Below are 24,434 nucleotides of genomic sequence, written 5' to 3' on the forward strand. Positions count from 1 at the left end.
ACTGAAGTTGTTGTTTGAAAGAGAAAGCGGCCAACCATGATCCTGACCTGCCCATCGTGCGGGACGCGCTACGTGGTGAAGGACGGTGCCATCCCGCCGGCCGGCCGAACCGTTCGCTGCGCCCAGTGCAAGCATAGCTGGCATCAGGATCCCGACGACACTGCCGAGGGCGGCGTTGACCAGCCCGTGGCCGACCCGGGCGAGCAAGGCGCCGAGGATTTCGCGGTTCCGCACGCCGATGGGGAGGCAGGTTCCTACACCGGCGAAGTCGGCGACACCGCTTATCCCGCCGCTTCCCCGGATGCGGATGGGATCGACGATCCCCTGCCCTCAGCCGAGGCAAGCCCGAGCGCGGCGATGCTCGCCGAGCAGGAAACCGCCAGCACCATGCCGGAGGAGGCCGCGACCGCTTCCGACCCGTATCCGGAGGATGCCGTCCCGGTCGAACCCGAGACGCCCCAGGACACGCAGTTCTCCGATAATCCGCCGATCGAGAACGACGCGCCGCGCGCTTCGCATCCGATGCGCGCCGCCCGGGTGGAGACCGAGGACCTCTACAGCCCGTTCGCCGGGTCCGACGAGGAGCCTGCCCCGCGCAACCGCCTGCCGATGATCATCGGCGCACTTCTGCTGGTGATCGCGGTGGTCGCTGCGGCCGTCTATTTCCTCGCTCCGACCGAACTCAAGGGACGGCTCGGCCTGGCGCAGGGCGATGCTTCCAATCGGCTCACCGTCCAGGTCCAGCAGCATGGCCGTACCCAGCTGGCGAGCGGCAATCAATTGTTCGAAGTGAGCGGGATTGTCCGCAACGAAACCGATGAAACCCTGCCCGTGCCGCCGCTCAACGCGCAGCTGCGCAGCCTCGAGCAGCAGGTGGTATATCGCTGGACCATCCCGATTTCACCGCCGCAGCTCGCGCCCGGCGCCAGCGCCAGCTTCAACAGCGCCAACCTCGACGTCCCGTCCAAAGCGGCGTGTCTCGAGGTCTTCTTCGGCCAGCAGCGCAGCGCCCCGCGTTGCCGCGACGAGCAGACGGTCGGCGCCTAAGCTACTCGAATTGCAGGAGTATCTGCGTCCGGCCGGCGTCGTCGGTGCGGGTCGTTCGCTGATGAGGTGAGCCGCTGGACCCGTCGCGGATCTCGGCTGCCTGAATGATCTGAACGAAGACCTGGGTCTGCGCGCGCACCTGCAACGGCGGCGCAGCGGGCGCCTGGGCCGTGGCCGCGAAGGCCGTCAGCAGGGCGGGAGCCAGCATGATCATGCAAGGCTATGGTGAGCGCGCCAAAAGGTAAACGGCCTGTTTACACTTGCTCCAATCTGAAACGGTTTTGCGGCGGTTGCACTGGCTGAAGGGCGCTGCTAGAGGCACGCGCCTTGCCACCGGCACTCTTGTCCGAGCAGTGCCGTCAAACATGCGGTCGTGGCGGAATTGGTAGACGCGCAGCGTTGAGGTCGCTGTGGCCGAAAGGCCGTGGAAGTTCGAGTCTTCTCGACCGCACCACCCCCTCCCTGGCCGGGAGGGGGCACCTCCTTCAGAAGCGAAAAAAGAGCGCTAGCGGGATGCCAACAAGTCGCCTGAGACGACTTGTTGGTTAACGGCGGCAATGCGTGGCATTGCCTTGACTACGATCGGGCCAAGCCGGACCACTGCTTGTTCAGGCTGCAGTTCGACCGTCGAGCGAAGCGCTGCCGATGCCGCCTTGGCCGCGCTGCGGCTTGCCTCGGTCAGGCGCAGGACGTATTTGCCCGGCGGCACCCGATCGAACAGGAAGAAGCCGTCATAATCGCTCCGCGCGGCGGCAATGACCTTGCCCGAAGCGTCGACCAGTTCGAGGTCAAGCCCTTCGAACGCGCTTCCGCCGTCCTTAAGCAGCGATCCTTCGATCGCGCCGCCCCCGGCGAGCGGGATCATTAGCTCGGCCGCGACGCCCGGCCGCGGAACGATCACCTGGGCTGCCACCGCGGGGACGAGGTTGGGATCGCTCAGCGAGCTGGTGTCGACGCCGATGGCCACGGGCCGGAAATTGTCGAGGCCGCCGACCGAGGCCCAGCCGTCCTTGCCGCTTGGCCGGTCCGCAGGGCGGCTTCCGGCGGTCAGCACGGCGCCTTCCTCCAGCGCTTCGCCCTTGTCGCGTACGCCGTTGCCATTTTCGTCCCGGAACAGCTGCGCGCGCACGCTTCCGCTGGCGGCAAGCGATTGGCGGCTGACCCGCCAGCCGGCCGTTCCGCGATCGAGCGAGAAACTGAGGTTGAGCCCGGCCGCGATTGCACCATTGCTCGCGGCTTCAAGCGTGCCGGCGATCGCCAGCTGGTCGAAGCGCCGGACGTGGGTCAGGCGTCCGCGCAGCTTGCCGTCGCGGCCTTCGTAGGCGAGCGCCCCTTCCCAGTCGGCGGTGCCGGTGCCGCGCCAGTAGGCCGACAGTTCGGCCCGCCGCAGCTTTGCCGACGGCGATATTTCGAATTCGGTGGTGCCGCGCAGCCTGAGCGGGCCGACCCGGCCGCTACCGATCAACCCCGCCTCGACCTGTTGCCGCGCTGCAAATCCCCCTGGGGGCCTTTCCTGCCGCCAGCGCAGCAGCGTAGCGAGATTGAAGCGGCTGAGCATGACGCTGGTCCTGGCGTTGGCCTCGATCGTCCGTGCGCCATCCTTGCGCTGCGTCAGGCGAACGTCGCCATGAAGGGGCAGCACGGCGTCACCGCCAAGCTTGAGCGGCGCGTCGACACTGAAGCGATGTTCCCCGGTGACCGTAAGTCCCTGCGGCCGCGCCGCGAAGTCGCGGCTCCAGAAGCTGCTCCAGGCAAGGTTTGTCGCACCGATCTTGGCCAGGGCCTGGCCGCGCATGGCGGTTCCCCCTGCGGTGTCGCGCGCGGCGCCCAGCTCGAACACCGCTGGGCCGATCGAGCGGCGGACGGTTCCTTCGACATAGGTGACGCGCTGGTCCTCGACGCTCAAAGTCTGGACCAGCGCTGCCACCGAAGTGCGCCGATCCAGACCATGTTCCACGCTTGCCGCCGCACGCCAACCGGCGTCCGGGGTCGGCGGAGCCCCGCCCCGTTTTCGCTCGAGCAGGTCGCGGCCAGGATCGACCACGCCAGCCCAATAATGCGTTTCGCCGGGCGGCACGGCGCCTTGCCCGACGGTCAATTGCTCGACCCGCTGCTTCACCTGCCCCTGCGGACCGTAAGTGATGATCTCGAACCGGTTGTCGCCGAAGCCAAGGGCGACGTCGTCGAAGCGATATTGTCCGCCCGAGTCTGCGCCTGAAAAGGCGATCAGTTCACCATTGCGGTAAAGCTCGGCATCCCATCCGGGCGGAAGCTCTCCGCTGAATTGCGTCCGATCGAAGGCGACGGACTGAAACAGCGGGCGATTGGTAATCACCGCTCCGCGCCCCGTGGCGCTGATTCCGGCGACCGGGCTGCCGATCCCATCGACATCGCCGATCGCCACGTGGGTCGCCTTCAGCGGCCCGAGGAGACCGCCGTCGGGGTCCGAGCGATAGGCGCGCAAGCGGAGGCCGGTGGGCAATCCCTTGGCGTTGGTCGCAACCCGCGCCTCGTAGCTCATCTGCAGCATCTCACCGGCGGCGAGGATGCTGGCGCGATGATCGATCCGGGCTCCGCTTCCGGCCTCGTAGGTGACCCCCGCGTCAACCATGACGTCAACCGACGGCGTCCGCCACATGCGGTAAGGGAGTTTCACCCGTGGCAACGTCGAAAGCGGCATGCTGGCCCGGGTGATGCGCGCGGCCCGTTCGCGGCGTTCGATCGCCATTTCGATCGGAAGCTTGTCCTTGCTGTCGAGCAGGAGGAGCGACGCGTCGGTGCGGGGCTGGACCGTCAGCCCGAGCCAGCGCGACAGGCTGGCAGTCTCGACGCACCAGCCGTCCGGCGCGTCGCGGATCGCAGTCGGCGCAAGCGGCTCGCTGCCCGCCGCGCCGTAAGTGACGCGATGCGCGGCGCGATCGATCACCAGGCGGTTGGCTTCCTTGAAGGCCCACCCCTCGGCGCGACGAGCGGCGAGATCAACCTTGATTGGAAGGTCGAGCGCGGTGACCAGGTCGCCGAGGATGACGCAGGTGCCTTCGGGCACCGGGTAGGCACGAACCCCGTCGCCGAGCGCGCGCTGGCGGATCTGGAGGTCGAGGAGATACTGGCTTTCGGGGTCGGCGCTCCACGCCGGGCCGGTCTGCGGCGAGGACGCGGGCGCGGCCATGCCGATCCCTGCTGCGGCGAGCAGGGTCAGCGGCAGCCGGAACCAGCCCGCGGCCATTCTAGTCGCCTGCGCTTTCCGCCGCCTCCTTCTCAGCGCAGGACGGCGCTGGTTTCGGCAAGAGTGGTAGAGACGCCGTCGACCGTCTCGACATATTGCACGGTGACGGGGCCCGAGGCCTGTGCGGCAAAGGCCTCGCTGACCGGGACGGTGACCGAGCGGTGGCCGACTTCGGTATAGATGGCGACCCCGCGCTGGATCGCGATCGGCTCCTTCACGCCGGCCTTGAGCACACGCACTTCGCCAAAGGTCGAGCGCGAGCCCGCGCGGGTCAGCTCCAGCGACACCGCGGGGCGGCCGTCGACGGTGACCTTGCCGACATTGGCGATGCCGGCCGTGGCTGACAGGTTGCCGAGGCGGACGATGACCGGGATGGTGACGCCGTAGACCGGGGTCAGCGCGAAACCGATGCCCTTGAAGTCGGTCGGCGTGGCGACCGGCGGCTGCGCGGGCGGAACCGCGCGGAACAGCAGGTGGACGCGATATTCGCCATCGGCGAGGCCGGCGGGGGCACGGGCCGCGATCCGGATGGTCTGCGGCTGCCGGGGCGGCAACACCACCCGGCGCGGCGCGTAGACGATCATGTCGCGGGCGGTCGCCTCGCGCGCATCGGGCTGCGGCACATCTTCGAAGGAACCGTCTTCCTTCATCCGCTTGACCTCGACGCTGATCCGATAGGTCGCGACCTCGTCTCCGATGTTGTTGAGAATGACCTCGGTGCCGCGGCCGTTGTTGAGGATGATCCGGGTCGGTGCGACCAGCAGGTCGCCGACGCCGGCGCCGGCCGGGGTGCCAAGCGCGATCAGCGGCGCCAGCAAGGCGGTGCGAACAGCGGTCCGAGCGGTAATGAACATGGTCGTGGCAAGCTCCCCACGATGGCCCAATTGCCACCATTTCGGAGCGTTCTCGCAGCCAATGGTTGATGAAGCGCTAACCATGCGCAGGAGAACGTTGTCCCAAGCAAGCAAAAGGGCGGCCCCTCGCGGAGCCGCCCTGCTGGTCACCAATCCCGAAGGACCGGCTGCTTATTGATAGGCGACCTGGATATCGATCTGGCCCGAATAGACCCCGTCGACGGTGCTGCTGTTGATGACCACCGATCCGCCGACGTTGAAGTCGTTGGCCGGCGCACCCGAGGCGGCAAGGGTCAGCGACGCCGGATAGCTCGGCGTGAAGGCGAGGGTGCCGCCGTTCGAACCGGTGAGCGAGAAGCTCGGCGCGGCCGACGAGATGGTCACGACCTGGCCCTGCGTACCGACCACGCGATAGGTCGCCGAGGTCGGGGTACCGGCGCAGGTCAGGCCACCGCCGCTCGCGCCGCAACTGACCACGCCAGCGCCGTCGATGCTGACCGTCTGGTTGCCATTGATGGTGCCCATCACGATGGTCCCGAAGTTGAGGTCGCGCACCGCGGAAAGCTGAAGCGGCTTGATCAGCTTGGCGCCGGCAAGGGCGCGCGGGCTCGCCGAAACGGCGTTCTGGGCTGCTGCCGGGCTGGTGGCGGCGAAAGCGGCCAGCGCGGCCGCGGCAAGGATCGTCTTCTTCATGTCTCTTTGTCCCCACATCATGCGTCGCGGCCCCGGAAAGCCAGGCAACGCGGTAAGTCCCGTGTTAACCCTGACCCCTTTCGTCTTCGCTGGCGAAACTGGTTAATGCGCCGTTAGGGATTGGCGCCAACCAGGCCATGCAATGGTGGAAAATCCCAATCTCAACCGATCGTGGTTCAGGGAAAGTCAGGCCGGCCCGGCGCAAGCTGCTGATCTACAACGACTTCGCTGATTTGGCACAGCTCCTGCACTGACTGGGATGTGGCCGGCACTTCCGCCGAACCCACCCAAACAGGAGTGATTTCGATGACCGCCCTTAACGTTCGCCAGACCGCCGTGTCGCTTTCCGCCGCCTTTATCGCCGCCATGCTGTTCGTCAGCGCCGCGGTTGGCCCGATCCCCCTCGCCTAATCTCCACACCCAAGCCAAGGACCAAGCAGATGAACCGCCGTTTCGTACTCAACCGCACCGATGCCAAGCTGATGGGCGTGGGTGCCGGGATCGCCGACATGACTGGCATCGATCCGCTGGTCGTCCGGCTTGCGATCATTCTCGCTGTGATGCTGACCGGCCCGGTCGCTATCGTGCTGTACATCGCCGCAGGCCTGCTCGCCCCGCAGGGCTGAGCGGCTTCGATCAAGCGGGCCGGACTGCAGCGGCCCGCCTCGCACTCAATCGAACAGGCTCGAGACGCTCGATTCGTCCGCGATCCGGCGCATCGCTTCCGCCAGCAGCGGCGCGATCGTCAGGCGGCGGATCTTGGTTCCCGGCAAGTCCATCTCCCCGGCATAGATGCTGTCGGTGACGACCAGTTCGGTAAGCTCGCTCGCTGCGACCCGCGCCGCAGCCCCGCCCGACAGAACGCCGTGGGTCACATATGCCACCACCCCGCTCGCGCCCTGCGCCTTGAGCGCCGCCGCGGCATTGCAGAGGGTGCCGGCCGAATCGACGATATCGTCGATCAGGATGCAGAAGCGCCCTTCGACATCGCCGATGATGTTCATCACCTCCGATTCGCCAGCCTTTTCGCGGCGCTTGTCGACGATCGCCAGCGGTGCATTGGCAAGCCGCTTGGCAAGGCTACGCGCCCGCACCACGCCGCCGACGTCAGGGGAAACGACCGTGATCGGCTGGTCGCCGAAGCGGGCCTGGATGTCCGCGCTCATCACCGGGGCGCCGAACAGATTGTCGGTCGGAATATCGAAGAAGCCCTGGATCTGCCCGGCATGCAGGTCGACCGACAGCACACGGTTGGCGCCGGCGGTGGTGATGAGGTTCGCTACCAGCTTGGCCGAAATCGGCGTTCGCGGTCCGGGCTTCCGGTCCTGCCGGGCATAGCCGAAATAGGGCAGCACCGCGGTGATCCGCTTGGCCGATGCGCGGCGCAGTGCATCGACACAGATCAGCAGCTCCATCAGGTTGTCGTTGGCCGGATAGCTGGTCGACTGGATCAGGAAGACATCCTCGCCGCGGACGTTTTCGTGGATCTCGACGAAAATCTCTTCGTCGGCGAAGCGCCGCACGCTGGCCCTGGTCAGCGGAATCTCGAGATAGTCGCTGATCGCGCGGGCGAGCGGCGCGTTGGAATTGCCGGCCAGCAGTTTCATGTCGAGCGTCCCCCGGTTCAGGCCGCCCTCCTAGCCACGTCGGGCGTTGGACGAAAGCCTGCCTGATCGCCTAGAGGCGGGAAGATGACCGATCGCCTGACAATCGCGCTTGCCCAGATGAACCAGAAGGTTGGCGACCTCCGCGCCAATGCCGACGCGATACTCGCTGTCCGGCGTCAGGCCACGGGCGCCGACCTGCTGCTTGTGCCCGAGCTGCAACTGGTCGGCTATCCGCCCGAGGATCTGGTGCTGAAGCCCGCTTTCGTGCGCGAAACCAAGGCTGCCGCGGACGCTCTCGTTGCCGCCACCGCGGAGCCAGGACCAGCCCTCGCCTTCGGTTCGATCGTGGAGCGCGAGGGCAAGGCTTATAATGCGGTCATCGTCGCCGACGGCGGCCGCGAACTGTTCGTTACGCTGAAGCGCGAATTGCCCAACTACGGCACCTTTGATGAAAAGCGTGTCTTTACCTCCGGGCCCCTGCCCGAACCCTTCACCTTCAAGGGCGTGCGGATCGGCATTCCGATCTGCGAGGACCTGTGGCTCGAGGACGTCCCGAGGCATCTGGCGGCACGCGGGGCGGAATTGTTGCTCAGTCCAAACGGCAGCCCCTACGAGATCGACAAGGACGACCTCCGCCAGCGGCTGTTCGGGGCTCGCGCGCGTGAAGTCGGCCTGCCGCTGGTCTACCTCAACCGGGTCGGCGGCCAGGATGAACTCGCGTTCGACGGGAGCTCGATGGTCTTCAATGCCGATGGTGAGCGGATCGTGCAGATGCGCGACTGGGAGGAGCAGCTGCTCTTCACCGAATGGCAGAAGGGCAGCGACGGTCGCTGGTCGTGCGAGACCCGCGACGTCCACCAGCTGTCGCCCAATCCCGAGGACATCTACCTCGCGATGGTGGTCGCCCTGCGCGACTACGTCGGGCGCAACGGCTTTCCGGGCGTGATCCTCGGCCTGTCGGGCGGGATCGATTCGGCACTGTCGGCAGCGGTCGCGGTGGACGCGCTGGGCGCGGACAAGGTGTGGGGGGTGATGATGCCCTCCCCCTTCACCAGCCGTGAGAGCCTTGAAGACGCAGCGGAATGTGCGCGGCTGCTCGGCATCCGCCATGACGTCATTCCCATCGCGCCAGCGGTCGAGGCCCTCGATACCATGTTGAGCGGTGCGTTCGCCGACCGTACGAGGGATCTTGCCGAAGAGAATATCCAGGCGCGGCTGCGCATGGTCACGCTCATGGCGCTCAGCAACAAGTTCGGGCCGATGCTGCTCACCACCGGCAACAAGAGCGAGATGAGCGTCGGCTACGCCACGCTCTACGGCGACATGGCCGGTGGTTATTCGGTGCTGAAGGATGCCTACAAGACGACAGTGTTCAAGCTCTCGCGCTGGCGCAACGCGAACCGCCCTGACGGCCTGTCCGGCCCGGCCGGCGAGGTCATGCCCGAACGGGTCATTACCAAGCCGCCCTCCGCGGAGCTCCGGCCCGACCAGAAGGACGAGGACAGCCTGCCTCCTTACGACAAGCTCGATCCCATCCTCCATGGCCTGATCGACCGCGAACTGAGCGTCCATGAAGTGGCCGCCGAAACCGGCAGCGAGGTCGCCCTCGTGGCGCAGATGGAGAAGCTCGTCCTTCGCGCCGAATATAAGCGCCGCCAGGCCCCGCCCGGGGTGAAGCTCGGTGGCCGCAACTTCGGCCGCGACCGGCGCTATCCCATCACCAATGCTTTCCGGACCGGCGCATGAGCGTCGTCACCCGCTTCGCGCCGTCGCCGACGGGCCGCCTGCATGTCGGCAACATCCGCACGGCGCTCCACAACTATCTCTTCGCCGCGCGGCACGGCGGCCGGTTCCTGCTGCGGATCGACGATACCGACCGCGAGCGCTCCACCGCCGAGGCAGAGCAGGCGATCCACGCCGACCTCGCCTGGCTCGGCCTCCACCCCGACGCGAGCGTTCGCCAGTCCGATCGCTTCGCCCTCTACGAGCGCGAGTTCGATCGGCTTCGTTCGGACGGTCGGATCTACGCCTGCTACGAAACCCCCGAGGAGCTCGATCTTCGCCGCAAGATCCTGCTCGGCCGCGGGCTGCCTCCGATCTACGAGCGGCCCGAAGGCGAGAACGTAGCCGTCGAGGGCCGCAGCCCGCATTGGCGCTTTCGCCTCGATCATGACCAGCCGATCGGCTGGACCGACCTGGTGCGCGGCGACCAGCGGTTCGATCCGCACCTCCTGTCGGACCCCGTGATTCGCCGCGCGGACGGCAGCTGGCTTTACCTCCTCCCAAGCGTCATCGACGACATCGATCTTGGCATCACCCATATCGTTCGCGGCGAGGACCATGTGTCGAACAGTGCCGTGCAGTTGCAGATGTTTGCAGCGCTCGCCGCGCAGCCGCCCCAGTTCGCGCACGAAGCGCTGCTGGTCGCGGCCGAAGGCAAATTGTCCAAGCGGCTCGGAGCGGTCGGCGTCGGCGAGATGCAGGAGCGCGGGCTCGAACCCATGGCTCTGCTGAGCCTGCTTGCGCGGCTTGGAACGAGCCAGCCGGTGGAAGCGGTAGCCGACCCGGAACCTCTCGCGGCGACCTTCGACTTTGCACATTTCGGCCGCGCCCCGGCCCATTTCGACATGGCCGAGGTCGAGCAGCTCAACGCCCGCCTGCTCCACACCCTGCCGTTCGCGGCGGTCGCCGAGCGGATGCCGCCGTGGGTCGACGAACAGGCCTGGACGGTGCTGCGCAGCGCGCTCCATCACGCCGGCGAGATCGATCAATGGCATGAAGTCGTGCAAGGCGACATTGCCCCGCCTGACCTGCCCGCGGACGACCGCTCCTTCCTCGCAGAAGCGGCGATAGCCGCGGCGACGACCGATTGGGCCGAAGATCCCTGGCACGCCCTCACCGACACGCTGAAGGCGAGCAGTGGCCGCAAGGGGAAGGCCCTGTTCCGCCCGCTTCGAGTGGCGCTCACCGGGCGCGAGAGCGGACCCGAGATGGCGCCGCTTGTTCGCCTGATCGGCAAGGATCGTTGCCAGGCACGCCTCGCCGCCGCCGCGCGCGGCTGACGGGCGTTTTCCTCTTCAGGCGCTGGCCCACCGCAACCCTTCGCATCGAGGGGAGGATGCCCAAGCGCCGCTCTCACGCGTCCCTTGTGGCGGACTTACCAAACACCACGTCCCCACTTGCGCACGCAATGTTATGATGTAACATTCTCTTCATCGACTCATGTCGAAGAGGAGGTTGCCATGCTTGCTTATGCCGCCAACCAGAAATCTCGCCGCCGGCTCAGCCCTTCCACCCTTTTCCTGATCGGCGCCGGTCATGCGGTCGCGCTCGGGCTGCTGGTCACCGCCAGGATGGAGATCCCTCCGATCTTCCATCCGGTCGAAACCGACACCTATAACGTGCCCCTTCCGCCGCCGCCGCCCGATCCGGTCGATCCCAAGCCCCAGGTCAGGCCCGACAATCGCCTCCCGCCGCCTGACAGCCATTTCGATACCCCGCCTCCGACCATCCCGATGCCGCCCTCGGGCCCCGCGATCGATGTCGGGCCGCCGATCGGAAGCACGGTTCCCGATATCGGTCCCGCGCTCAGCGCGACGCTCCCGCCGCCAACCCTCCCGCCCCCACTGCCGGCCATCGAGCGCGTATCGGCCCGGGCGATCACCCCGACCGACCTGCTTCGTCCGCCTTATCCCGAAGCCAAGCGGCGGACCGGCGAGGAAGCGAGCCTTCACCTTCGCCTGTCGATCGACGACCGCGGACGGGTGACCGCCGTCGACCCGATCGGGACCGCCGACCCCGCTTTCCTCAATGCGGCGCGAACCCACCTCGCGCGCTACTGGCGCTACAAGCCGGCGACCGAGGATGGTCGGGCGGTCGCTTCCGTCCTCACCATCACGCTGCGGTTCAAACTGGAAGAGTGAGGACCCGGCCGCCCCGGCCACGGTCGGGGCGGTGATTTGCGGAGCAGCCCCCGACCTCCTACATCTTGCCGATGCCCGTCCTTCCCCCCCTGCATAGTCCCCGGGCTGCCTGGCGCGACCTGCGCGCGGTGATGCGTCGCCGCAGCCGCGAAAATACCATCGCCGCCGGGCTCAGCCTGCTGTTCACCGCCATCATCATCTTTGTCTTCTTCATCGATCCCCAGGTGAACACCGCGCCGCCGGTGACCATCACTTATGTCGACAGCTGGTCTGCCACCCGTACCGACGCGCAGATCAAGGCCGACCAGATCAAGGATCAGAAGGCGCGCGACGAGCGGGCCAAGGCCCGGCAGGAGCAATTCCAGGAGATCGCCAATACCTTCGGCATCGAGAAGTGACACCGAGTGGATGGCCGAGGCCGCGCGCCTCGGCGATGCCGCGCGTGGCACCACGGCCCCCAACCCCAACGTCGGCTGCCTGATCGTCTCGGACGACGGCGACGTCGTCGGTGAAGGCGCCACCGCCGCTGGCGGACGGCCGCATGCCGAAGCCATCGCGCTTGAACAGACCGGAGACCGCGCGACTGGCGCGACGCTCTACACCACGCTCGAACCCTGCAATCACCGAAGCGTGCGCGGCCCGACCTGCACCGACCTCATTCTCGCCAGCGGCGTCAGGACCGTGGTCGCCGCCATCCAGGATCCCGATACCCGCACCGCCGGCGCGGGACTCGAACGCCTGCGCGCCGCGGGAATCGAGCTCCGCATCGGACCGGGCGAGCAGCAGGCCCGGTCGAGCATGGCCGGCTGGCTGACCCGCCAGGCGCTCGGCCGTCCCCGCATCACTCTCAAGCTCGCGCTTTCGATCGACGGGAAGATCGCGCTGCCCTCGGGCGAATCGAAATGGATCACCGGCGAGGACGCGCGCGCTCATGTCCATCTGGAGCGCGCCCATTGCGATATGATCCTGGTCGGCCGCGGCACCCTTGCAGCCGACCGCCCGCGTCTCGACGTCCGGCTGCCGGGCCTCGAGGAGCGTTCTCCCCGCCGCGCGCTGCTCAGTCGGGGCGAGCCTGTCGAGGGCTGGGAAATGCTCCGCTCGCCGCATGACGTATTCCGACTTCATGACGTCAACGACCTGCTGGTCGAAGGCGGCTCCGCCACCGCCACCGCCTTCCTCGCCGAGGATCTGGTCGATCGCATCCTCCTCTATCGCGCTCCGATCCTGATCGGCGAAGGGCGGCAAAGCGTTGGCTACATCGGCCTTGACGCGATCGGCGATGCCCATGGCCGCTGGGAAGCGCGCGACGGTCGTCAGCTTGGCATCGACCGGCTCGAAGTCTACGAGCGCATCCGCTCCACTGCAGCTTGAGAAGCACCTCACCATGTTCACTGGCATCATCACCGACGTCGGCACCGTCCGCTCCGCCGAGCAGCGCGGCGATCTGCGGCTGGTGATCGACTGCCGCTACGACACGGGGTCGGTCGATCTCGGCGCGTCGATCGCCTGTTCGGGCGCCTGCCTGACGGTCGTCGACAAGGGAGAAGGCTGGTTCGCGGTCGATCTCAGCGCCGAAACCGTGTCGAAGACGGCGCCCGGACTGTGGCACCACGGCGCGCGCCTCAATCTCGAACGCGCTCTGCGCTTGGGGGACGAGCTCGGTGGTCATCTTGTGACGGGCCATGTAGACGGCCTTGCCGAAGTGATCGGCCTTTGCCCCGAAGGCGACAGCCTGCGCGTCGGTCTCGCCGTCGATGCGGCGTTGGGCCCGATGCTCGCGACCAAGGGGTCGGTGACCCTCGATGGCGTGTCGCTCACGGTCAACGATGTCCAGGACGAGGGGGAGCGAACGCATTTCAGCGTCAACATCATCCCCCACACCGCGCAGCAGACGACGCTTGCGGACCTTGCGGTCGGCCGCATGCTCAACGTCGAGATCGACGTTCTCGCCCGCTATCTGCAACGTATGGTCGCCGCGCGATCACATTGAGATGGTGACATCGGGGCTCGTGTATCACATTTTGATGTGATACACGTTGATCATGTCTTCCAACCTCATCGAGCGCCTCAGCGCCATTATCGAGACCGGGGAGGTCAGCCGCTCCGGTCTCGCCCGAGCCGCCGGTCTGCATCCGAACTCGCTTCGCAAGCTCGGTGCCCCCGACTGGAACCCCACCGCCGACACCCTGGGCAGGCTTGAAAAGCTGCTCGCCAGGGGCACTACCGAGGTGCTGGTCGGTCCCGAGGCGATCATCGACGAGGCCCGCAACGGCCGCATGTTCATTCTCGTCGACGACGACGATCGTGAGAATGAGGGCGATCTCGTCATTCCGGCACAGATGGCCACTCCCGATGCGATTAACTTCATGGCTCGCCATGGCCGCGGGTTGATTTGCCTGGCCCTTACAAAGGACCGTGTCGACGCGCTCGGCCTGCCGCTCATGACCCGCACCAACGGTACGCGGCACGAGACCGCCTTCACTGTCTCGATCGAGGCCCGCACCGGCGTTTCCACTGGCATCAGTGCAGCCGACCGCGCGCGCACCGTCGCCGTCGCCATCGACTCTGCAAATGGGCCGGATGATCTCGTTTCCCCAGGCCATGTCTTCCCGTTGGTCGCCCGTCCTGGCGGTGTGCTCGTCCGCGCCGGCCATACCGAGGCCGCGGTCGACGTCAGCCGCCTTGCCGGCCTCAACCCGTCGGGCGTCATTTGCGAAGTCATGCGGGAGGATGGGACCATGGCCCGTCTCGACGACATGATCGATTTCGCCCGGACGCACGGCCTCAAGATCGGCACCATCCGCGACCTCATCGCCTACCGCCTTCGCCGCGATCATCTGGTCGAGCGCGTCGCGTCGACACCCTTCCTCAGCCCGTCGGGGCGAGAGTGGCAGGCTCAGGTTTACCGCGACAAGGCGACTGGTGCCGAACAGCTCGCGCTGCTGCTCGGGCCGCTCAACCCCGACGAACCGGTGATGGTGCGGATGCACAGCCTCGACCTGTTCGCCGACGTCCTTGGCGAACCCTCCGAGCGAAAGGGCCTCCTACCCGGCGCCATGCGAATGATCGAGGAACAGGGCTCGGGCGTCGTGGTCGCCCTTCATGCCGCCACCCCCGGCTCACTGTCCCGCACCGCCGACCGCCGCGTCGGCAAGGAAGTCGAGGAAGGCGAGGCGCTGCGCAGCTACGGCATCGGCGCGCAGATCCTCGCCGCGCTTGGCATCCACGACATGGTCCTCCTCACCAACACCCGCCACTCCCCCGTCGGCCTCAGCGGTTATGGCCTCGCCATCGTCGAAGAACGCTGCATCGAAGGAGTTGCTTGATGGCCCGCATCCTGATCGTCGAAGCCCGCTTCTACGAGCATCTGAACGACCTTCTCCTCGCTGGCGCCCGCTCGGCGATCGAACAGGCCGGCCACGAGCATGAAACGCTAACCGTTCCAGGTGCGCTCGAAGTGCCCGGTGCCATCGCCCTTGCCGACGAAAGCGGCGACTATGACGCCTTTGTCGCGGTGGGTGTCGTCATCCGCGGCGAAACCTATCATTTCGAGGTGGTCTCCAACGAAAGCGCGCGCGGGATCATGGAACTGACACTCGCCGGCCTGGCGATCGGCAACGGCATCCTTACCGTCGAGAACGAGGACCAGGCGCTGGTCCGTGCCGACCCGGCCCAGCTCGACAAGGGCGGCGGCGCCGCCGGCGCGGCGCTGGTAATGATGGAGCTGCGCCAGCGCTTCGTCAGCTGAACGGCAGGGAACTGCGCAATTCAGACCGCATTCAAGCCGCGCCCCCTAGCGTTGGGCCAAATCGCATATCAGGAGTTTTCATGTCTCTGCCCTTCAACGCCCGGCTGATCGGCATTGCTGCCGTGGTTACGCTTGCCGCCCCCGCAGCAGTCGCCCAGCAGGCAAGTCCGCTTAAGGCCGTCGAGCAGAGCCTCGCCGCGACCAGCTCGATGACCGCGCGCTTCACCCAGAGCGACGGACGCGGCCGGACGCAGTCGGGCACGCTCAGTCTCAAGCGGCCGGGCAAGATCCGCTTCGAATATGGCGCAGGCGCCAATATGCTGCTGGTCGGTGACGGCCGGAACCTCACCTTCATCGATTATGAGGTCGGCCAGAAGTCGGCGTGGCCAATCGCCAAGTCACCGCTTGCGGTGCTTCTTTCGCCCCAGCCCAACCTTGCCCGCATCGCCCGCGTCGAGCCGCAGTCGAACCCCGGCGTGGTCGTGGTTCGCGCTCGCGACGCGCGCCGTCCGGAATTCGGCACCCTGCTGCTCGCCTTTTCCAAGAATGGCGCGGCGCCTGGTGGGCTGATGCTCGAAGGCTGGACCGCGATCGACGCGCAGAACAAGCGCACGACGGTCAAACTCGATGGACAGCGGTACAACGTCGCCATCGCCGACACGGCCTTCAGTTACGTCGAACCGCAGAAGCGCAAACGCTAAGTTGCGGTGATCCGTATCAAAAAAGCTACTGTTCAGCGGAGCTTCAGGCGCGCTCCGCTAGTTGCACCTCCGACCGCGGACCGAGCTTGGGTTTCCCCCTGTTACCGGGCTCACCGCTGGTCCCTCGCGTGACGAACGCTTGGTCGGCCCTCGCTCCATGCCCCCGGAGCGGGGGCCTTTGCCTATGTGGGCTGCCGCTTGCTAGAGGGCGCCGGTGACAAAGCTCAAGATCGCCAGCTGGAACATCAACAGCGTCCGGGCCCGCGTGCCCATTGTCGGCCGTTTCCTCGATGAGGAGCAGCCCGACATCCTTTGTCTTCAGGAGACCAAGGCCGAGGACAAGGTGTTCCCGGCCGAGCTCTTCACCTCGCGTGGCTACGTGCACCACGCCCTCAACGGTCAGCGGATGCATCACGGCGTCGCCATTTTGAGCCGCGTTCCGCTGGAGGGGCATGGTCGCCACGACTGGCAGGACAACGGCGAGGCGCGGCACGTCGGCGTACGCCTGCCGCAGGGCCTTCGGCTCGAGAATGTCTATGTGCCTGCCGGGGGCGATGTTCCCGACCGTACCATCAACCCCAAGTTTGGCCAGAAACTCGACTTCATCGAACGGATGACCCGCTGGTCCGAGGACCTAAAGGAGCCGACCCTGATCGTCGGCGACTTCAACGTCGCGCCGCTCGAATGCGATGTCTGGAGCCACAAGGCGCTGGTCGACGTCGTCAGCCACACGCCAATCGAGATCGATGCGCTCGGGCGGTTGCAGGCCGCGCACGACTGGGTCGACCTTGGCCGCAAATTCGTGCCGGCGCCCGAGCGTTGTTTTACGTGGTGGAGCTACCGCTCGCCCGATTGGACCAGGAACGATCGCGGCCGCCGGCTCGACCATATGTGGGCAAGCCCCAGCGTGGCGGCCCAGGCCACCATGCACAAGGTGCATGAGCCCTGCCGCGCCTGGGAGCGCCCCTCCGATCACGTCCCGCTGGTGGTCGAGCTCGAGCTTTGAACTGCGCTGCCGACGCCATTGCCGCGCTGCGCGCCGGCCGGGCGGTCGGCGTGGACTCCCTCACTGTCGCTGCGGTGGAAACGGCGACCGACGAGTTTCTGGCGCTGGTTGATGCGGACGGACGCGCCAGCGTCCTGCTCAGCGGAGCGCGGGCCGCGGCGCTCGGGCTCGCCAATCAGCGCGAATCGGCCTCGGCGCGCGAACCGGTGCTGGTTCAGCGCGAACCCTGGCTCGATCCTGGCACCGTTCGCGGGCTTGTCGATGCCGGGCGCGACTTCGATCGCTTTGGACCGGGGCCGCTGCGTACCAAGGGGCTGACTGATCCGGACGCGGCCAGGGCGGCGCTGGCGCTGGCCCGAAGCGCCGGGCTGATGCCTGCTCTCTGGCTGCTCGAAACCGACGCGTCGGTCCGCGTCACAACGGCCGAGGCGACGGCCGCCGCAAGGCCGGCGCACGTCACCATCGCTGCCCGCGCTGGCCTGCCTGTCGAGGGTCTCGCCACAAAAGCCCAGATCGTCGCCATGCGCGCCGAAGAGGATGGCAGCGAACATGTCGCGTTGCTGGTCGGCGCGCCTGCCGGCAAGGCGCCGCTCACGCGCATCCACAGCGAATGCCTGACGGGCGATGTGTTCGGCAGCCTCAAGTGCGACTGCGGTCCCCAGCTACGTGCCGCGCTTCAGCTGATGGAAGCGGAGGGCGGCGGGATCCTTCTCTATCTCCGTCAGGAGGGTCGCGGCATCGGTCTTGCCAACAAGATCCGCGCCTATGGCCTGCAGGACCGCGGGCTCGACACGGTGGAGGCGAACCACCGCTTGGGCTTCGCCGACGACGAGCGCGATTATGCCTTGGCGGCGGCGATGCTGCGTGCGCTTGGGGTGAACGAGGTTCGCCTGCTGACCAACAATCCGGCGAAGCTCGCTGGCCTGGAAGCGCAAGGCATCACCACCGAACGCGTGGCGCACCGCCTTCCTGCCAACCCCCACAATGCCCATTACCTCAATGTGAAGCGCTCCAAGAGCGGCCATCTCGACTGAGGCTTATTCGAACAGCGCCGTCCCGACCCTGACTACCGTCGCGCCAAGCATCACCGCGCTTCGAAAATCGCCGCTCATTCCCATCGACAGTCCGCTGACGTCATGCCGCCGTGCCAGCTTGGCCAGCAAAGCGAAATAGGGCGAGGGCTCCACTTCGGCAGGCGGGATGGCCATCAGGCCGGCGAGGTTCAGGCCTGACTCGCGGACATTGTCGATGAAGCCCGGCAGGTCGGCAATCGCGACGCCACCCTTCTGCTCCTCCTCGCCGATATTGACCTGCAGGTAGGTCGGCCCCTTCCACTCCGCCCTGGCCAGCGCCGACGCGAGGCTGGGCCGGTCGAGCGAATGGATGACATCGAACAAGGCTGCAGCTTCATCCGCCTTGTTGGACTGCAGGCGGCCGATCATGTGCAGGGTGATGTCGGGGTATCGTGCCCGCAAGGACGGCCATTTGCCCGCAGCCTCCTGCACCCGGTTTTCTCCGAAGTGGCGCTGCCCGGCCTCGATCAGTGCCTCGATCTCCTCCGCCGAGCGGTTCTTGCTGACGGCGACCAGGGTGACATCGTCTGGTTCGCGCCGCGCCACTTGGGCGGCGTCGGCGATGGCGGCAGAGATGGTTTGAAGGAGGGCGGCTGCATCGGACATCGCGGCCTGCTATGGGCAAAGGCGATGCAAAGGCAATCGTGGCCGCGAGCGTGGCTGATGACCGACGAGCGGATGGGCGACTCGCTTCACGCCGCCATCGCCCGGTCCGCTGCGGCAGGCGCGGGGGTGATCGTTCGTCACCATGCCTCTGACCGTTCCACGCGGCGCGAAATCGCTGCCGACGTGCTTGCGGCAGGCGCGGTGCTCGGCATGTCCCGCGATGTCGCTCTTGCCGAAGAAGTCGGCGCCGCGCTTGTCCACAATCCCGCGACGCAAACCGGACGGATCCCCTTCAGCCTCGCGGTCCACGACGAGGCTCAAGCGCGCGTGGCGGCCGCCCGGCAACCTGCTTTCGTGATCGTCTCGCCACTCTTCGATACCCGCAGCCACCCAGGCAAGCCCGTGCTGGGTGAAGACGAAGCGCTTCGCCTCGCGCAGATGACGAACTGCCCGGCCTACGCGCTCGGCGGGATCAGTCAGGCTCAGGGGAGGGAATTAATGGCTCGCGGCTGGGATGGCTGGGCCGGTATCGACGCCTGGATGTAAGGCTCGCCGCCGCTCAGAACTTGAACGCGGTGCCGACGTAGACCGCCTGGCTGTCGCGGCGCTGGTCGCGCAGCGTCGCGAGCTGGTCGCGTTCGATCTTGTACTTGACGCCGCCCGTCAGCGCGATGTTGCGGCTGATGTTGAAGGCACCGCCGACATCCAGCGCATAGGCCGTCGGATCTGCGATCGCGGTCGAGCGCTGCGGGGCCGGACGATCGGCACTTGCGGCAACCCGGCCGGTAAAGCGATTCGTGCTGTAGCTCACGCCCACCGACGCGCCTTCGCGGTCGGCCAGCGCGGGCGTGGCACCCTGTGCGCGGCCGACGTCGGCCGAAACGGCGAATCGCTTCCAGCCCACTGCCGCACCGAGATTGTAGCTGGCGGGGGTCAGCGGCAAGCCTGCTTCCATCGGCGCAGCAGCGGCAGCGCGATCGTTCAGCGCCACCTGCGTCGGGGTCGTGGCCCGGGCACGCACCGCAATCCGTATCTGCGAAGGCCGCTGCTTGGCGGCCGCCGGGGTGAAGCGGAAATCTGAGGCTAGCGGCGGACGGCTCGCAAGCGCCGCGGCCAACCGCGGGTCAGCCGACGCCGGCGTGAAGCCACCATCGAAGCTCAGTGCAACCGGGGCAGGGCGCTTCTTCTGCGGCGCCGCAATGACGACCGTCGCAGGCAGCAGCAGGCTCGCTGCGGCAATTGCCACAACCCATTTGCCTTTGCTCTCCACCCGCCGACTCATTCGATTCCCGGTCCCTTTCTGAACGGTACATAGGCTGGCGAAGGTGAATGTTCCACGACAGCAATGCTTTCAGTGCCGCTGTTGCCGAGTCACCACACGATGGTCTTGAACCGCAACGGGTTGCGAGGAAGGGCGCAGCTTCTATAGAGCAAGGCCAATCAGATCCGTCTGTTCGTCAAAGGGTAGTCCATGCGCCGTTCGTTCGCAGCCATTCTCCTGTCGGCCACCCTGCTGGCGACCGCCGGCTGCAGCCGCAATCGCGATATCCCGGTCCAGCTCGCGCCGTCGCGGACCACGGCGATTGGCGTCAACACCTACCTGTGGCGCGCCGCCATCGATACGTTGAGCTTCGCGCCGCTGGTCACCGCCGACAGCAACGGTGGCGTCATCGTCACCGACTGGTATGCCAACCCCAATTCGCCGGGCGAGCGGGTCAAGCTGACCGTATCGATCCTCGACCAGGACTTGCGTGCCGATGCGCTGCGGGTCGCGGCCAGCCGCCAGGTCAACCAGGGCGGAAGCTGGGTCGAGGCGCCGGTTTCGGCCGCGACGGTCCAGAAGCTTGAGGATATCATCCTCACCCGCGCCCGTGACATCCGCCGCGCCGCTGTCGGCGGCTGAGGACCCCACCCCAACTTCAAGGAGCCCGCATGACCACCGACCGTTTCGATCCGGCGGCGAGCGAAGCCCGCTGGCAGGAGCGGTGGGAGGCCGACGGCTGCTTCCGCGCCGATAGCACCAGCGCCAAGCCCAAGAGCTTCGTCCTCGAGATGTTTCCCTATCCCTCGGGGCGCATCCACATGGGCCACGTCCGCAACTACACCATGGGCGACGTCCTTGCCCGCTATCGCCGCGCGCAGGGCTTTGAAGTGCTCCATCCGATGGGCTGGGACGCGTTCGGCATGCCGGCCGAGAATGCGGCCATGGAAAAGAAGGTGCACCCGGGCGCCTGGACGCGCCAAAACATCGCCCAGATGCGCGCGCAGCTGAAGCGCCTCGGCTTCGCGCTCGACTGGAGCCGCGAACTTGCCACCTGCGAACCCGATTATTACGGGCACGAGCAGGCCCTCTTCCTCGACCTGTTCGAGGCGGGCCTCGTGTTCCGCCGCGAATCGGAAGTGAACTGGGACCCGATCGACATGACCGTGCTCGCCAACGAGCAGGTGATCGACGGCCGCGGCTGGCGGTCGGGCGCGCTGGTCGAGCGTCGCAAGCTGAACCAGTGGTTCCTGCGCATCACCGACTTTGCGGAAGAACTTCTCGAAGGCCTCGGATCCCTCGATCAATGGCCCGACAAGGTCCGGCTGATGCAGGAGAACTGGATCGGCAAGAGCCGCGGCCTGCAGTTCAGTTTCCAGCGTCCGGAAGGCGGGGAGATCGAGGTCTTCACGACCCGTCCCGACACCATTTTCGGCGCGAGCTTCCTGGCGATTTCGCCCGGCCACCCGATTGCCGAGGCGCTCGCGGCCGAGCGGCAGGATGTTGCCGACTTCATCGCGCTGGCCAAGCAGGGCGGCACGACCGCGGCCGAGATTGAAACCGCGGAGAAGCTAGGCTTCGACACCGGCCTCACCGTCACGCACCCGCTAGATCCGGACTGGCACTTGCCGGTCTGGATCGCGAACTTCGTATTGATGGATTACGGGACCGGCGCCCTGTTCGGCGTGCCGGGTCACGATACGCGCGACTACGAATTCGCGACCAAATATGGCTTGCCGATCACCCGCGTTGTCGCGCCATCGGTCGATCAGGCCGACGCGCCGCTCAGCGAAGCCGAAAATGCGCCTGGCGTGGCAGTCAACAGCCGCTTCCTCGATGGCCTGAGCACCGACGAGGCGAAGGCCGAGATCATCCGCCGTGCCGAAGCCGAAGGCTGGGGCAAGGGCACGACGCAATATCGCCTGCGCGACTGGGGCGTCAGCCGCCAGCGCTATTGGGGCACGCCGATCCCGATCATCCACTGCGACGCCTGCGGCGCGGTGCCTGTGCCCAAGAATCAGTTGCCGGTCGTGCTTCCGGAGGACGTCAGCTTCGACGTTCCGGGCAACCCGCTCGATCGCCATTCCACGTGGAACAAGGTTGATTGTCCGAGCTGCGGCAAGGGCGCGCGCAGGGAAACCGACACGCTCGACACCTTTGTCGACAGCAGCTGGTACTTCATCCGCTTCGCCTCGCAGCCGGGGGACAAGCCCTTCGACCAGGCGGAGGCCGAGGCCTGGTTGCCGGTCGGCCAGTATATCGGCGGGGTCGAGCATGCGATCCTGCACTTGCTCTACGCCCGCTTCTGGACCCGCGCGCTCGAGCGCATCGGAAAGCTGTCGGTGAAGGAGCCGTTCAAGGGCCTCTTCACGCAGGGCATGGTCACGCACGAAACCTACAAGGCCGGCGATGGCAGCTGGCTCAGCCCGGGTGAAGTGACCCGGAACGGCGACGACTGGATCCACATCGAAAGCGGCCAGGCGGTCACCAGCGGCCGCGTCGAAAAGATGTCCAAGTCGAAGAAAAATGTCGTCGACCCGGATGCGATCATCGAGCGCTACGGCGCGGACGCGGTGCGCTGGTTCATGCTGTCGGATTCGCCGCCTGAACGCGACCTCGAATGGTCGATCGGCGGCATCGAGGGCGCGTCGCGCTTCGTCCAGCGCGTGTGGCGACTGGCGACTGCACCGGCGGTCACCGATGGCTCGGACAAGGCGCTGACCCGCAAGCTCCACCGCGCCATTGCGGCAGTCGGCGCGGCAATCGACGGCCTGCAGTTCAACAAGGCCGTGGCCGCGCTCTACGAGCTGGTCAGCGCGATCGAAAAGGCCGCTCCCTCGGCCGATCGCAGCGCCGCCATCCGCACCTTGGTGGTGCTGATCGCCCCGATGGCACCGCACCTCGCCGAAGAAGCCTGGACGGTGCTCGACGGCCAAGGGCTGGCGGTAGACCAGCCCTGGCCGACGCACGATCCGGCCCTGCTCGTCGATGAGGAAGTGACGATCGCGGTGCAGGTCAACGGCAAGCTCCGTCACACGCTGACGGCGCCGCGCGGCATGGCCCGCGAGGATCTGCAGGCGATGGCACTCGGCGCCGAAAAGATTACCGCTGTTGTCGGGGATGTCGCGCCGAGGAAAGTCATCGTGGTGCCCGACCGTCTGGTGAACATCGTCCTGTGAAGCGGATCGCAATCCTGCTTGCCTTCGCGGCTGCGACCAGCGGCTGCGGACTGCGCCCGGTGTACGGCGGCGGGTCGAGCGGGGTGACCGCAACCTTCCTGTCGTCGGTGGCAGTGCAGCCGATCGATGGCGGCCGCGTCGGCTGGCTGCTTCGTTCTGCCTTGGTCGATCGCCTAGGAGATCCAAAACAAGGGGACCGCAAGTTCCGCCTCGAGGTCGAGGTCGATGACGACCTTACCAGCTTCGGCATCCGCGGCGACACCGCCGTGACCCGTGAACGGCGCACCATCCGGGCCCGTTACCGCCTGGTCGACAATGCCACCGGGCAGGTCGTTCTCGACGCCACCGCCGGATCGGACGCCGGCATCGACGTCGTCAGCTCGGACGTCGCCACGCTGGCCGCTGAACAAACCGCCGCCGAACGCCTCGCCCAGGTGGTCGCCGACCAGATCGTTGGACGCCTCGGTCTGTATGCGGGACGAGGATCGAAAAGGTGAAGCTGCCCCGGGCAAAGGCAGCCGCCGTGCTCGACCGTCCGGATCCTGCAACGCGCTTCTATCTCTTCAGCGGTGCGGACAATGCGGCCAGCCGCCTGTTCGCGCAGCGCCTCCTGACGGCGCTCGGCGCCGAAAAAGTTGCCGTCAGCGGTCCGCAGGTGAAAAGCGATCCCGCCCGGCTCGCCGACGAAGCGGCCAGCTTGCCCATGTTCGGCGGTGCACGGCTGCTGTGGATCGAGCCTGCCGGCGAGGAGATCGTCCCGGCGGTGGAAGCACTCCTTGCGCTCGACCGGGTCGAGGCACCGGCCGTGGCCATCACCAATGGCGCGCTCAAGAATACCAGCGGCCTCCTTAAGCTGGTCGAAGCCAGCAAGGCCGCCCTCCACGTCTCCAGCGAGCTTCAGACCCCTCGCGAGCAGGTCCCCATGGTGACCGAACTCGCCCGCCGGGAAGGCCTCGTCGTCATGCCCGAAATCGCCGAGCGCGTGGCCGAGGAGGCCGGGGGCGATCTCATCCTCGCGCAGCTCGAACTGCAGAAGTTCGCGCTCTACGTCGGCGCTTCCCCGGATCAGCCCGCCGCGCTGGAGGAGGGGGTCGTCGATGCGCTGGGGATCGACCAGTCGGAGGCCGAATATGGCCGCGCCGGCGATCTCGCTCTGGTGGGCGACCTCGCGGGCCTCGCCGGGGAGCTGTCACTGCTCGACGCTGCGGCGATGGACGCGATCCCGGTGGTGCGCGCGTTGCAGCGGCGCCTGCTGATGCTCGCCCCCTTGCGCGCGCGGGTGGAGCAGGGGCAATCCGCGAATGCCGTGGCGCAGAGTGTCTGGCAGCGTGACAAGGCAATGGTGGCGCAAATCCTTCCGCGCTGGACCGCCGCCCGCCTGTCGGAGGCGTTCGAACGCGTTCAGAAGCTTGAGCGCGAGATATTGCTTCGGCCGGTCCCGCCGGCGGCCGCCCTAGGCGAAACGCTGATGCAACTTGCCCGGGTCGCCGCAGCGTCCCGGCGGTAGGGG

At 66.9% G+C, this 24,434-nt stretch carries 25 protein-coding genes and 1 tRNA gene; 19 read left to right on the top strand and 7 right to left on the bottom strand.

Going from position 1 to position 24,434, the window contains the following annotated elements; all coding sequences use genetic code 11:
- Positions 1–36: 36 nt before the first annotated feature.
- A complete protein-coding gene (locus ABD729_RS02625) occupies positions 37–1,047 on the top strand; it encodes an MJ0042-type zinc finger domain-containing protein (protein ID WP_344708600.1) in 1,011 nt (336 codons plus the stop codon).
- 1 nt (position 1,048) lies between these two features.
- Here ABD729_RS02625 and ABD729_RS02630 read toward each other — a convergent pair whose 3' ends face one another.
- On the bottom strand, positions 1,049–1,255 hold the full coding sequence (locus tag ABD729_RS02630) for a hypothetical protein (RefSeq protein ID WP_344708601.1): 207 nt from the start codon (positions 1,253–1,255) through the stop codon (positions 1,049–1,051).
- A 159-nt stretch (positions 1,256–1,414) separates the two neighbouring features.
- Between ABD729_RS02630 and ABD729_RS02635 the strand changes: the two genes are divergently transcribed.
- Positions 1,415–1,501 (top strand) — tRNA-Leu (locus ABD729_RS02635).
- Between the two features lie 51 nt (positions 1,502–1,552).
- Here ABD729_RS02635 and ABD729_RS02640 read toward each other — a convergent pair.
- From ABD729_RS02640 to ABD729_RS02650, 3 genes are all read right to left on the bottom strand, one after another.
- Positions 1,553–4,273 carry an MSCRAMM family protein gene (locus tag ABD729_RS02640; RefSeq protein WP_344708602.1) on the bottom strand — a complete coding sequence of 907 codons (2,721 nt, stop codon included), beginning with the start codon at positions 4,271–4,273 and terminating at the stop codon, positions 1,553–1,555.
- A gap of 32 nt (positions 4,274–4,305) precedes the next feature.
- Positions 4,306–5,127 carry a fimbrial biogenesis chaperone gene (locus ABD729_RS02645; RefSeq protein ID WP_344708603.1) on the bottom strand — a complete coding sequence of 274 codons (822 nt, stop codon included), beginning with the start codon at positions 5,125–5,127 and terminating at the stop codon, positions 4,306–4,308.
- Between the two features lie 171 nt (positions 5,128–5,298).
- The gene (locus ABD729_RS02650) at positions 5,299–5,820 is read right to left on the bottom strand and encodes a DUF4402 domain-containing protein (RefSeq protein WP_344708604.1); all 522 of its coding nucleotides are present in this window, start codon (positions 5,818–5,820) and stop codon (positions 5,299–5,301) included.
- A gap of 440 nt (positions 5,821–6,260) precedes the next feature.
- Here ABD729_RS02650 and ABD729_RS02655 point away from each other — a divergent pair, with 440 nt between their 5' ends.
- A complete protein-coding gene (locus tag ABD729_RS02655) occupies positions 6,261–6,446 on the top strand; it encodes a PspC domain-containing protein (protein ID WP_344708605.1) in 186 nt (61 codons plus the stop codon).
- A 45-nt stretch (positions 6,447–6,491) separates the two neighbouring features.
- Here ABD729_RS02655 and ABD729_RS02660 read toward each other — a convergent pair whose 3' ends face one another.
- Positions 6,492–7,427: a ribose-phosphate pyrophosphokinase gene (locus tag ABD729_RS02660; protein WP_344708606.1), complete on the bottom strand. Its 936-nt coding sequence runs from the start codon at positions 7,425–7,427 to the stop codon at positions 6,492–6,494.
- Between the two features lie 84 nt (positions 7,428–7,511).
- Here ABD729_RS02660 and ABD729_RS02665 point away from each other — a divergent pair, with 84 nt between their 5' ends.
- The 11 genes from ABD729_RS02665 to ribA all read left to right on the top strand — a co-directional run bounded on the left by ABD729_RS02665 (position 7,512) and on the right by ribA (position 17,839).
- Positions 7,512–9,173, top strand: a complete 1,662-nt coding sequence (locus tag ABD729_RS02665) for an NAD+ synthase (RefSeq protein ID WP_344708607.1) — start codon at positions 7,512–7,514, stop codon at positions 9,171–9,173.
- Positions 9,170–10,489, top strand: a complete 1,320-nt coding sequence (gene gltX, locus ABD729_RS02670) for a glutamate--tRNA ligase (RefSeq protein ID WP_344708609.1) — start codon at positions 9,170–9,172, stop codon at positions 10,487–10,489. Before ABD729_RS02665 ends, gltX begins: the two co-directional genes overlap by 4 nt.
- A gap of 180 nt (positions 10,490–10,669) precedes the next feature.
- On the top strand, positions 10,670–11,350 hold the full coding sequence (locus ABD729_RS02675; protein ID WP_344708610.1) for an energy transducer TonB: 681 nt from the start codon (positions 10,670–10,672) through the stop codon (positions 11,348–11,350).
- A gap of 71 nt (positions 11,351–11,421) precedes the next feature.
- A complete protein-coding gene (locus ABD729_RS02680; RefSeq protein ID WP_344708611.1) occupies positions 11,422–11,748 on the top strand; it encodes a hypothetical protein in 327 nt (108 codons plus the stop codon).
- A 10-nt stretch (positions 11,749–11,758) separates the two neighbouring features.
- The gene (gene ribD, locus ABD729_RS02685) at positions 11,759–12,721 is read left to right on the top strand and encodes a bifunctional diaminohydroxyphosphoribosylaminopyrimidine deaminase/5-amino-6-(5-phosphoribosylamino)uracil reductase RibD (protein WP_344708612.1); all 963 of its coding nucleotides are present in this window, start codon (positions 11,759–11,761) and stop codon (positions 12,719–12,721) included.
- Positions 12,722–12,734: 13 nt separating this feature from the next.
- Positions 12,735–13,340 (top strand): riboflavin synthase, encoded by a 606-nt coding sequence (locus ABD729_RS02690; RefSeq protein WP_344708613.1) that lies wholly within the window; start codon positions 12,735–12,737, stop codon positions 13,338–13,340.
- 52 nt (positions 13,341–13,392) lie between these two features.
- Entirely contained in the window at positions 13,393–14,676 is a 1,284-nt protein-coding gene (gene ribB / locus ABD729_RS02695) for a 3,4-dihydroxy-2-butanone-4-phosphate synthase (RefSeq protein ID WP_344708614.1), read from the top strand.
- Entirely contained in the window at positions 14,676–15,098 is a 423-nt protein-coding gene (gene ribH / locus ABD729_RS02700) for a 6,7-dimethyl-8-ribityllumazine synthase (RefSeq protein ID WP_344708615.1), read from the top strand. The genes ribB and ribH overlap by 1 nt, the downstream gene beginning before the upstream one ends.
- A gap of 80 nt (positions 15,099–15,178) precedes the next feature.
- Positions 15,179–15,799, top strand: a complete 621-nt coding sequence (locus ABD729_RS02705) for a LolA family protein (protein ID WP_344708616.1) — start codon at positions 15,179–15,181, stop codon at positions 15,797–15,799.
- A gap of 214 nt (positions 15,800–16,013) precedes the next feature.
- On the top strand, positions 16,014–16,805 hold the full coding sequence (locus ABD729_RS02710) for an exodeoxyribonuclease III (RefSeq protein ID WP_344708617.1): 792 nt from the start codon (positions 16,014–16,016) through the stop codon (positions 16,803–16,805).
- Positions 16,802–17,839 carry a GTP cyclohydrolase II gene (ribA, locus tag ABD729_RS02715; RefSeq protein WP_344708618.1) on the top strand — a complete coding sequence of 346 codons (1,038 nt, stop codon included), beginning with the start codon at positions 16,802–16,804 and terminating at the stop codon, positions 17,837–17,839. The genes ABD729_RS02710 and ribA overlap by 4 nt, the downstream gene beginning before the upstream one ends.
- 3 nt (positions 17,840–17,842) lie before the next feature.
- Here ribA and ABD729_RS02720 read toward each other — a convergent pair whose 3' ends face one another.
- Positions 17,843–18,484, bottom strand: a complete 642-nt coding sequence (locus ABD729_RS02720; protein ID WP_344708619.1) for a YggS family pyridoxal phosphate-dependent enzyme — start codon at positions 18,482–18,484, stop codon at positions 17,843–17,845.
- Positions 18,485–18,508: 24 nt separating this feature from the next.
- Here ABD729_RS02720 and ABD729_RS02725 point away from each other — a divergent pair, with 24 nt between their 5' ends.
- Positions 18,509–19,030, top strand: coding sequence for a thiamine phosphate synthase (locus ABD729_RS02725; RefSeq protein ID WP_344708620.1), 522 nt, complete (start codon positions 18,509–18,511; stop codon positions 19,028–19,030).
- Positions 19,031–19,043: 13 nt separating this feature from the next.
- Here ABD729_RS02725 and ABD729_RS02730 read toward each other — a convergent pair whose 3' ends face one another.
- Entirely contained in the window at positions 19,044–19,730 is a 687-nt protein-coding gene (locus ABD729_RS02730; RefSeq protein ID WP_344708621.1) for a porin, read from the bottom strand.
- 225 nt (positions 19,731–19,955) lie between these two features.
- On the opposite strand from ABD729_RS02730, the gene ABD729_RS02735 reads away from it, so the two are divergent.
- The 4 genes from ABD729_RS02735 to ABD729_RS02750 are packed head-to-tail and all read left to right on the top strand — an operon-like array spanning position 19,956 to position 24,431.
- Entirely contained in the window at positions 19,956–20,387 is a 432-nt protein-coding gene (locus ABD729_RS02735; protein WP_344708622.1) for a DUF3576 domain-containing protein, read from the top strand.
- 29 nt (positions 20,388–20,416) lie between these two features.
- Positions 20,417–22,924, top strand: coding sequence for a leucine--tRNA ligase (gene leuS, locus ABD729_RS02740; RefSeq protein ID WP_344708623.1), 2,508 nt, complete (start codon positions 20,417–20,419; stop codon positions 22,922–22,924).
- On the top strand, positions 22,921–23,421 hold the full coding sequence (gene lptE / locus ABD729_RS02745; RefSeq protein ID WP_344708624.1) for an LPS assembly lipoprotein LptE: 501 nt from the start codon (positions 22,921–22,923) through the stop codon (positions 23,419–23,421). Before leuS ends, lptE begins: the two co-directional genes overlap by 4 nt.
- On the top strand, positions 23,418–24,431 hold the full coding sequence (locus ABD729_RS02750; RefSeq protein WP_344708625.1) for a DNA polymerase III subunit delta: 1,014 nt from the start codon (positions 23,418–23,420) through the stop codon (positions 24,429–24,431). Before lptE ends, ABD729_RS02750 begins: the two co-directional genes overlap by 4 nt.
- Positions 24,432–24,434 lie beyond the last annotated feature (3 nt).

Source organism: Sphingomonas humi (assembly GCF_039536725.1).
GTDB lineage: Bacteria > Pseudomonadota > Alphaproteobacteria > Sphingomonadales > Sphingomonadaceae > Sphingomicrobium > Sphingomicrobium humi.

What these genes read in the sequence shown, in the direction of transcription:
- ABD729_RS02625 (WP_344708600.1), top strand. Translation starts at nt 37, where the DNA reads ATGATCCTGACCTGCCCATCGTGCGGGACGCGCTACGTGGTGAAGGAC.
- ABD729_RS02630 (WP_344708601.1), bottom strand. Translation starts at nt 1,255, where the DNA reads ATGCTGGCTCCCGCCCTGCTGACGGCCTTCGCGGCCACGGCCCAGGCG.
- ABD729_RS02640 (WP_344708602.1), bottom strand. Translation starts at nt 4,273, where the DNA reads ATGGCCGCGGGCTGGTTCCGGCTGCCGCTGACCCTGCTCGCCGCAGCA.
- ABD729_RS02645 (WP_344708603.1), bottom strand. Translation starts at nt 5,127, where the DNA reads ATGTTCATTACCGCTCGGACCGCTGTTCGCACCGCCTTGCTGGCGCCG.
- ABD729_RS02650 (WP_344708604.1), bottom strand. Translation starts at nt 5,820, where the DNA reads ATGAAGAAGACGATCCTTGCCGCGGCCGCGCTGGCCGCTTTCGCCGCC.
- ABD729_RS02655 (WP_344708605.1), top strand. Translation starts at nt 6,261, where the DNA reads ATGAACCGCCGTTTCGTACTCAACCGCACCGATGCCAAGCTGATGGGC.
- ABD729_RS02660 (WP_344708606.1), bottom strand. Translation starts at nt 7,427, where the DNA reads ATGAAACTGCTGGCCGGCAATTCCAACGCGCCGCTCGCCCGCGCGATC.
- ABD729_RS02665 (WP_344708607.1), top strand. Translation starts at nt 7,512, where the DNA reads ATGACCGATCGCCTGACAATCGCGCTTGCCCAGATGAACCAGAAGGTT.
- gltX (WP_344708609.1), top strand. Translation starts at nt 9,170, where the DNA reads ATGAGCGTCGTCACCCGCTTCGCGCCGTCGCCGACGGGCCGCCTGCAT.
- ABD729_RS02675 (WP_344708610.1), top strand. Translation starts at nt 10,670, where the DNA reads ATGCTTGCTTATGCCGCCAACCAGAAATCTCGCCGCCGGCTCAGCCCT.
- ABD729_RS02680 (WP_344708611.1), top strand. Translation starts at nt 11,422, where the DNA reads ATGCCCGTCCTTCCCCCCCTGCATAGTCCCCGGGCTGCCTGGCGCGAC.
- ribD (WP_344708612.1), top strand. Translation starts at nt 11,759, where the DNA reads ATGGCCGAGGCCGCGCGCCTCGGCGATGCCGCGCGTGGCACCACGGCC.
- ABD729_RS02690 (WP_344708613.1), top strand. Translation starts at nt 12,735, where the DNA reads ATGTTCACTGGCATCATCACCGACGTCGGCACCGTCCGCTCCGCCGAG.
- ribB (WP_344708614.1), top strand. Translation starts at nt 13,393, where the DNA reads ATGTCTTCCAACCTCATCGAGCGCCTCAGCGCCATTATCGAGACCGGG.
- ribH (WP_344708615.1), top strand. Translation starts at nt 14,676, where the DNA reads ATGGCCCGCATCCTGATCGTCGAAGCCCGCTTCTACGAGCATCTGAAC.
- ABD729_RS02705 (WP_344708616.1), top strand. Translation starts at nt 15,179, where the DNA reads ATGTCTCTGCCCTTCAACGCCCGGCTGATCGGCATTGCTGCCGTGGTT.
- ABD729_RS02720 (WP_344708619.1), bottom strand. Translation starts at nt 18,484, where the DNA reads ATGTCCGATGCAGCCGCCCTCCTTCAAACCATCTCTGCCGCCATCGCC.
- ABD729_RS02725 (WP_344708620.1), top strand. Translation starts at nt 18,509, where the DNA reads ATGCAAAGGCAATCGTGGCCGCGAGCGTGGCTGATGACCGACGAGCGG.
- ABD729_RS02735 (WP_344708622.1), top strand. Translation starts at nt 19,956, where the DNA reads ATGCGCCGTTCGTTCGCAGCCATTCTCCTGTCGGCCACCCTGCTGGCG.
- leuS (WP_344708623.1), top strand. Translation starts at nt 20,417, where the DNA reads ATGACCACCGACCGTTTCGATCCGGCGGCGAGCGAAGCCCGCTGGCAG.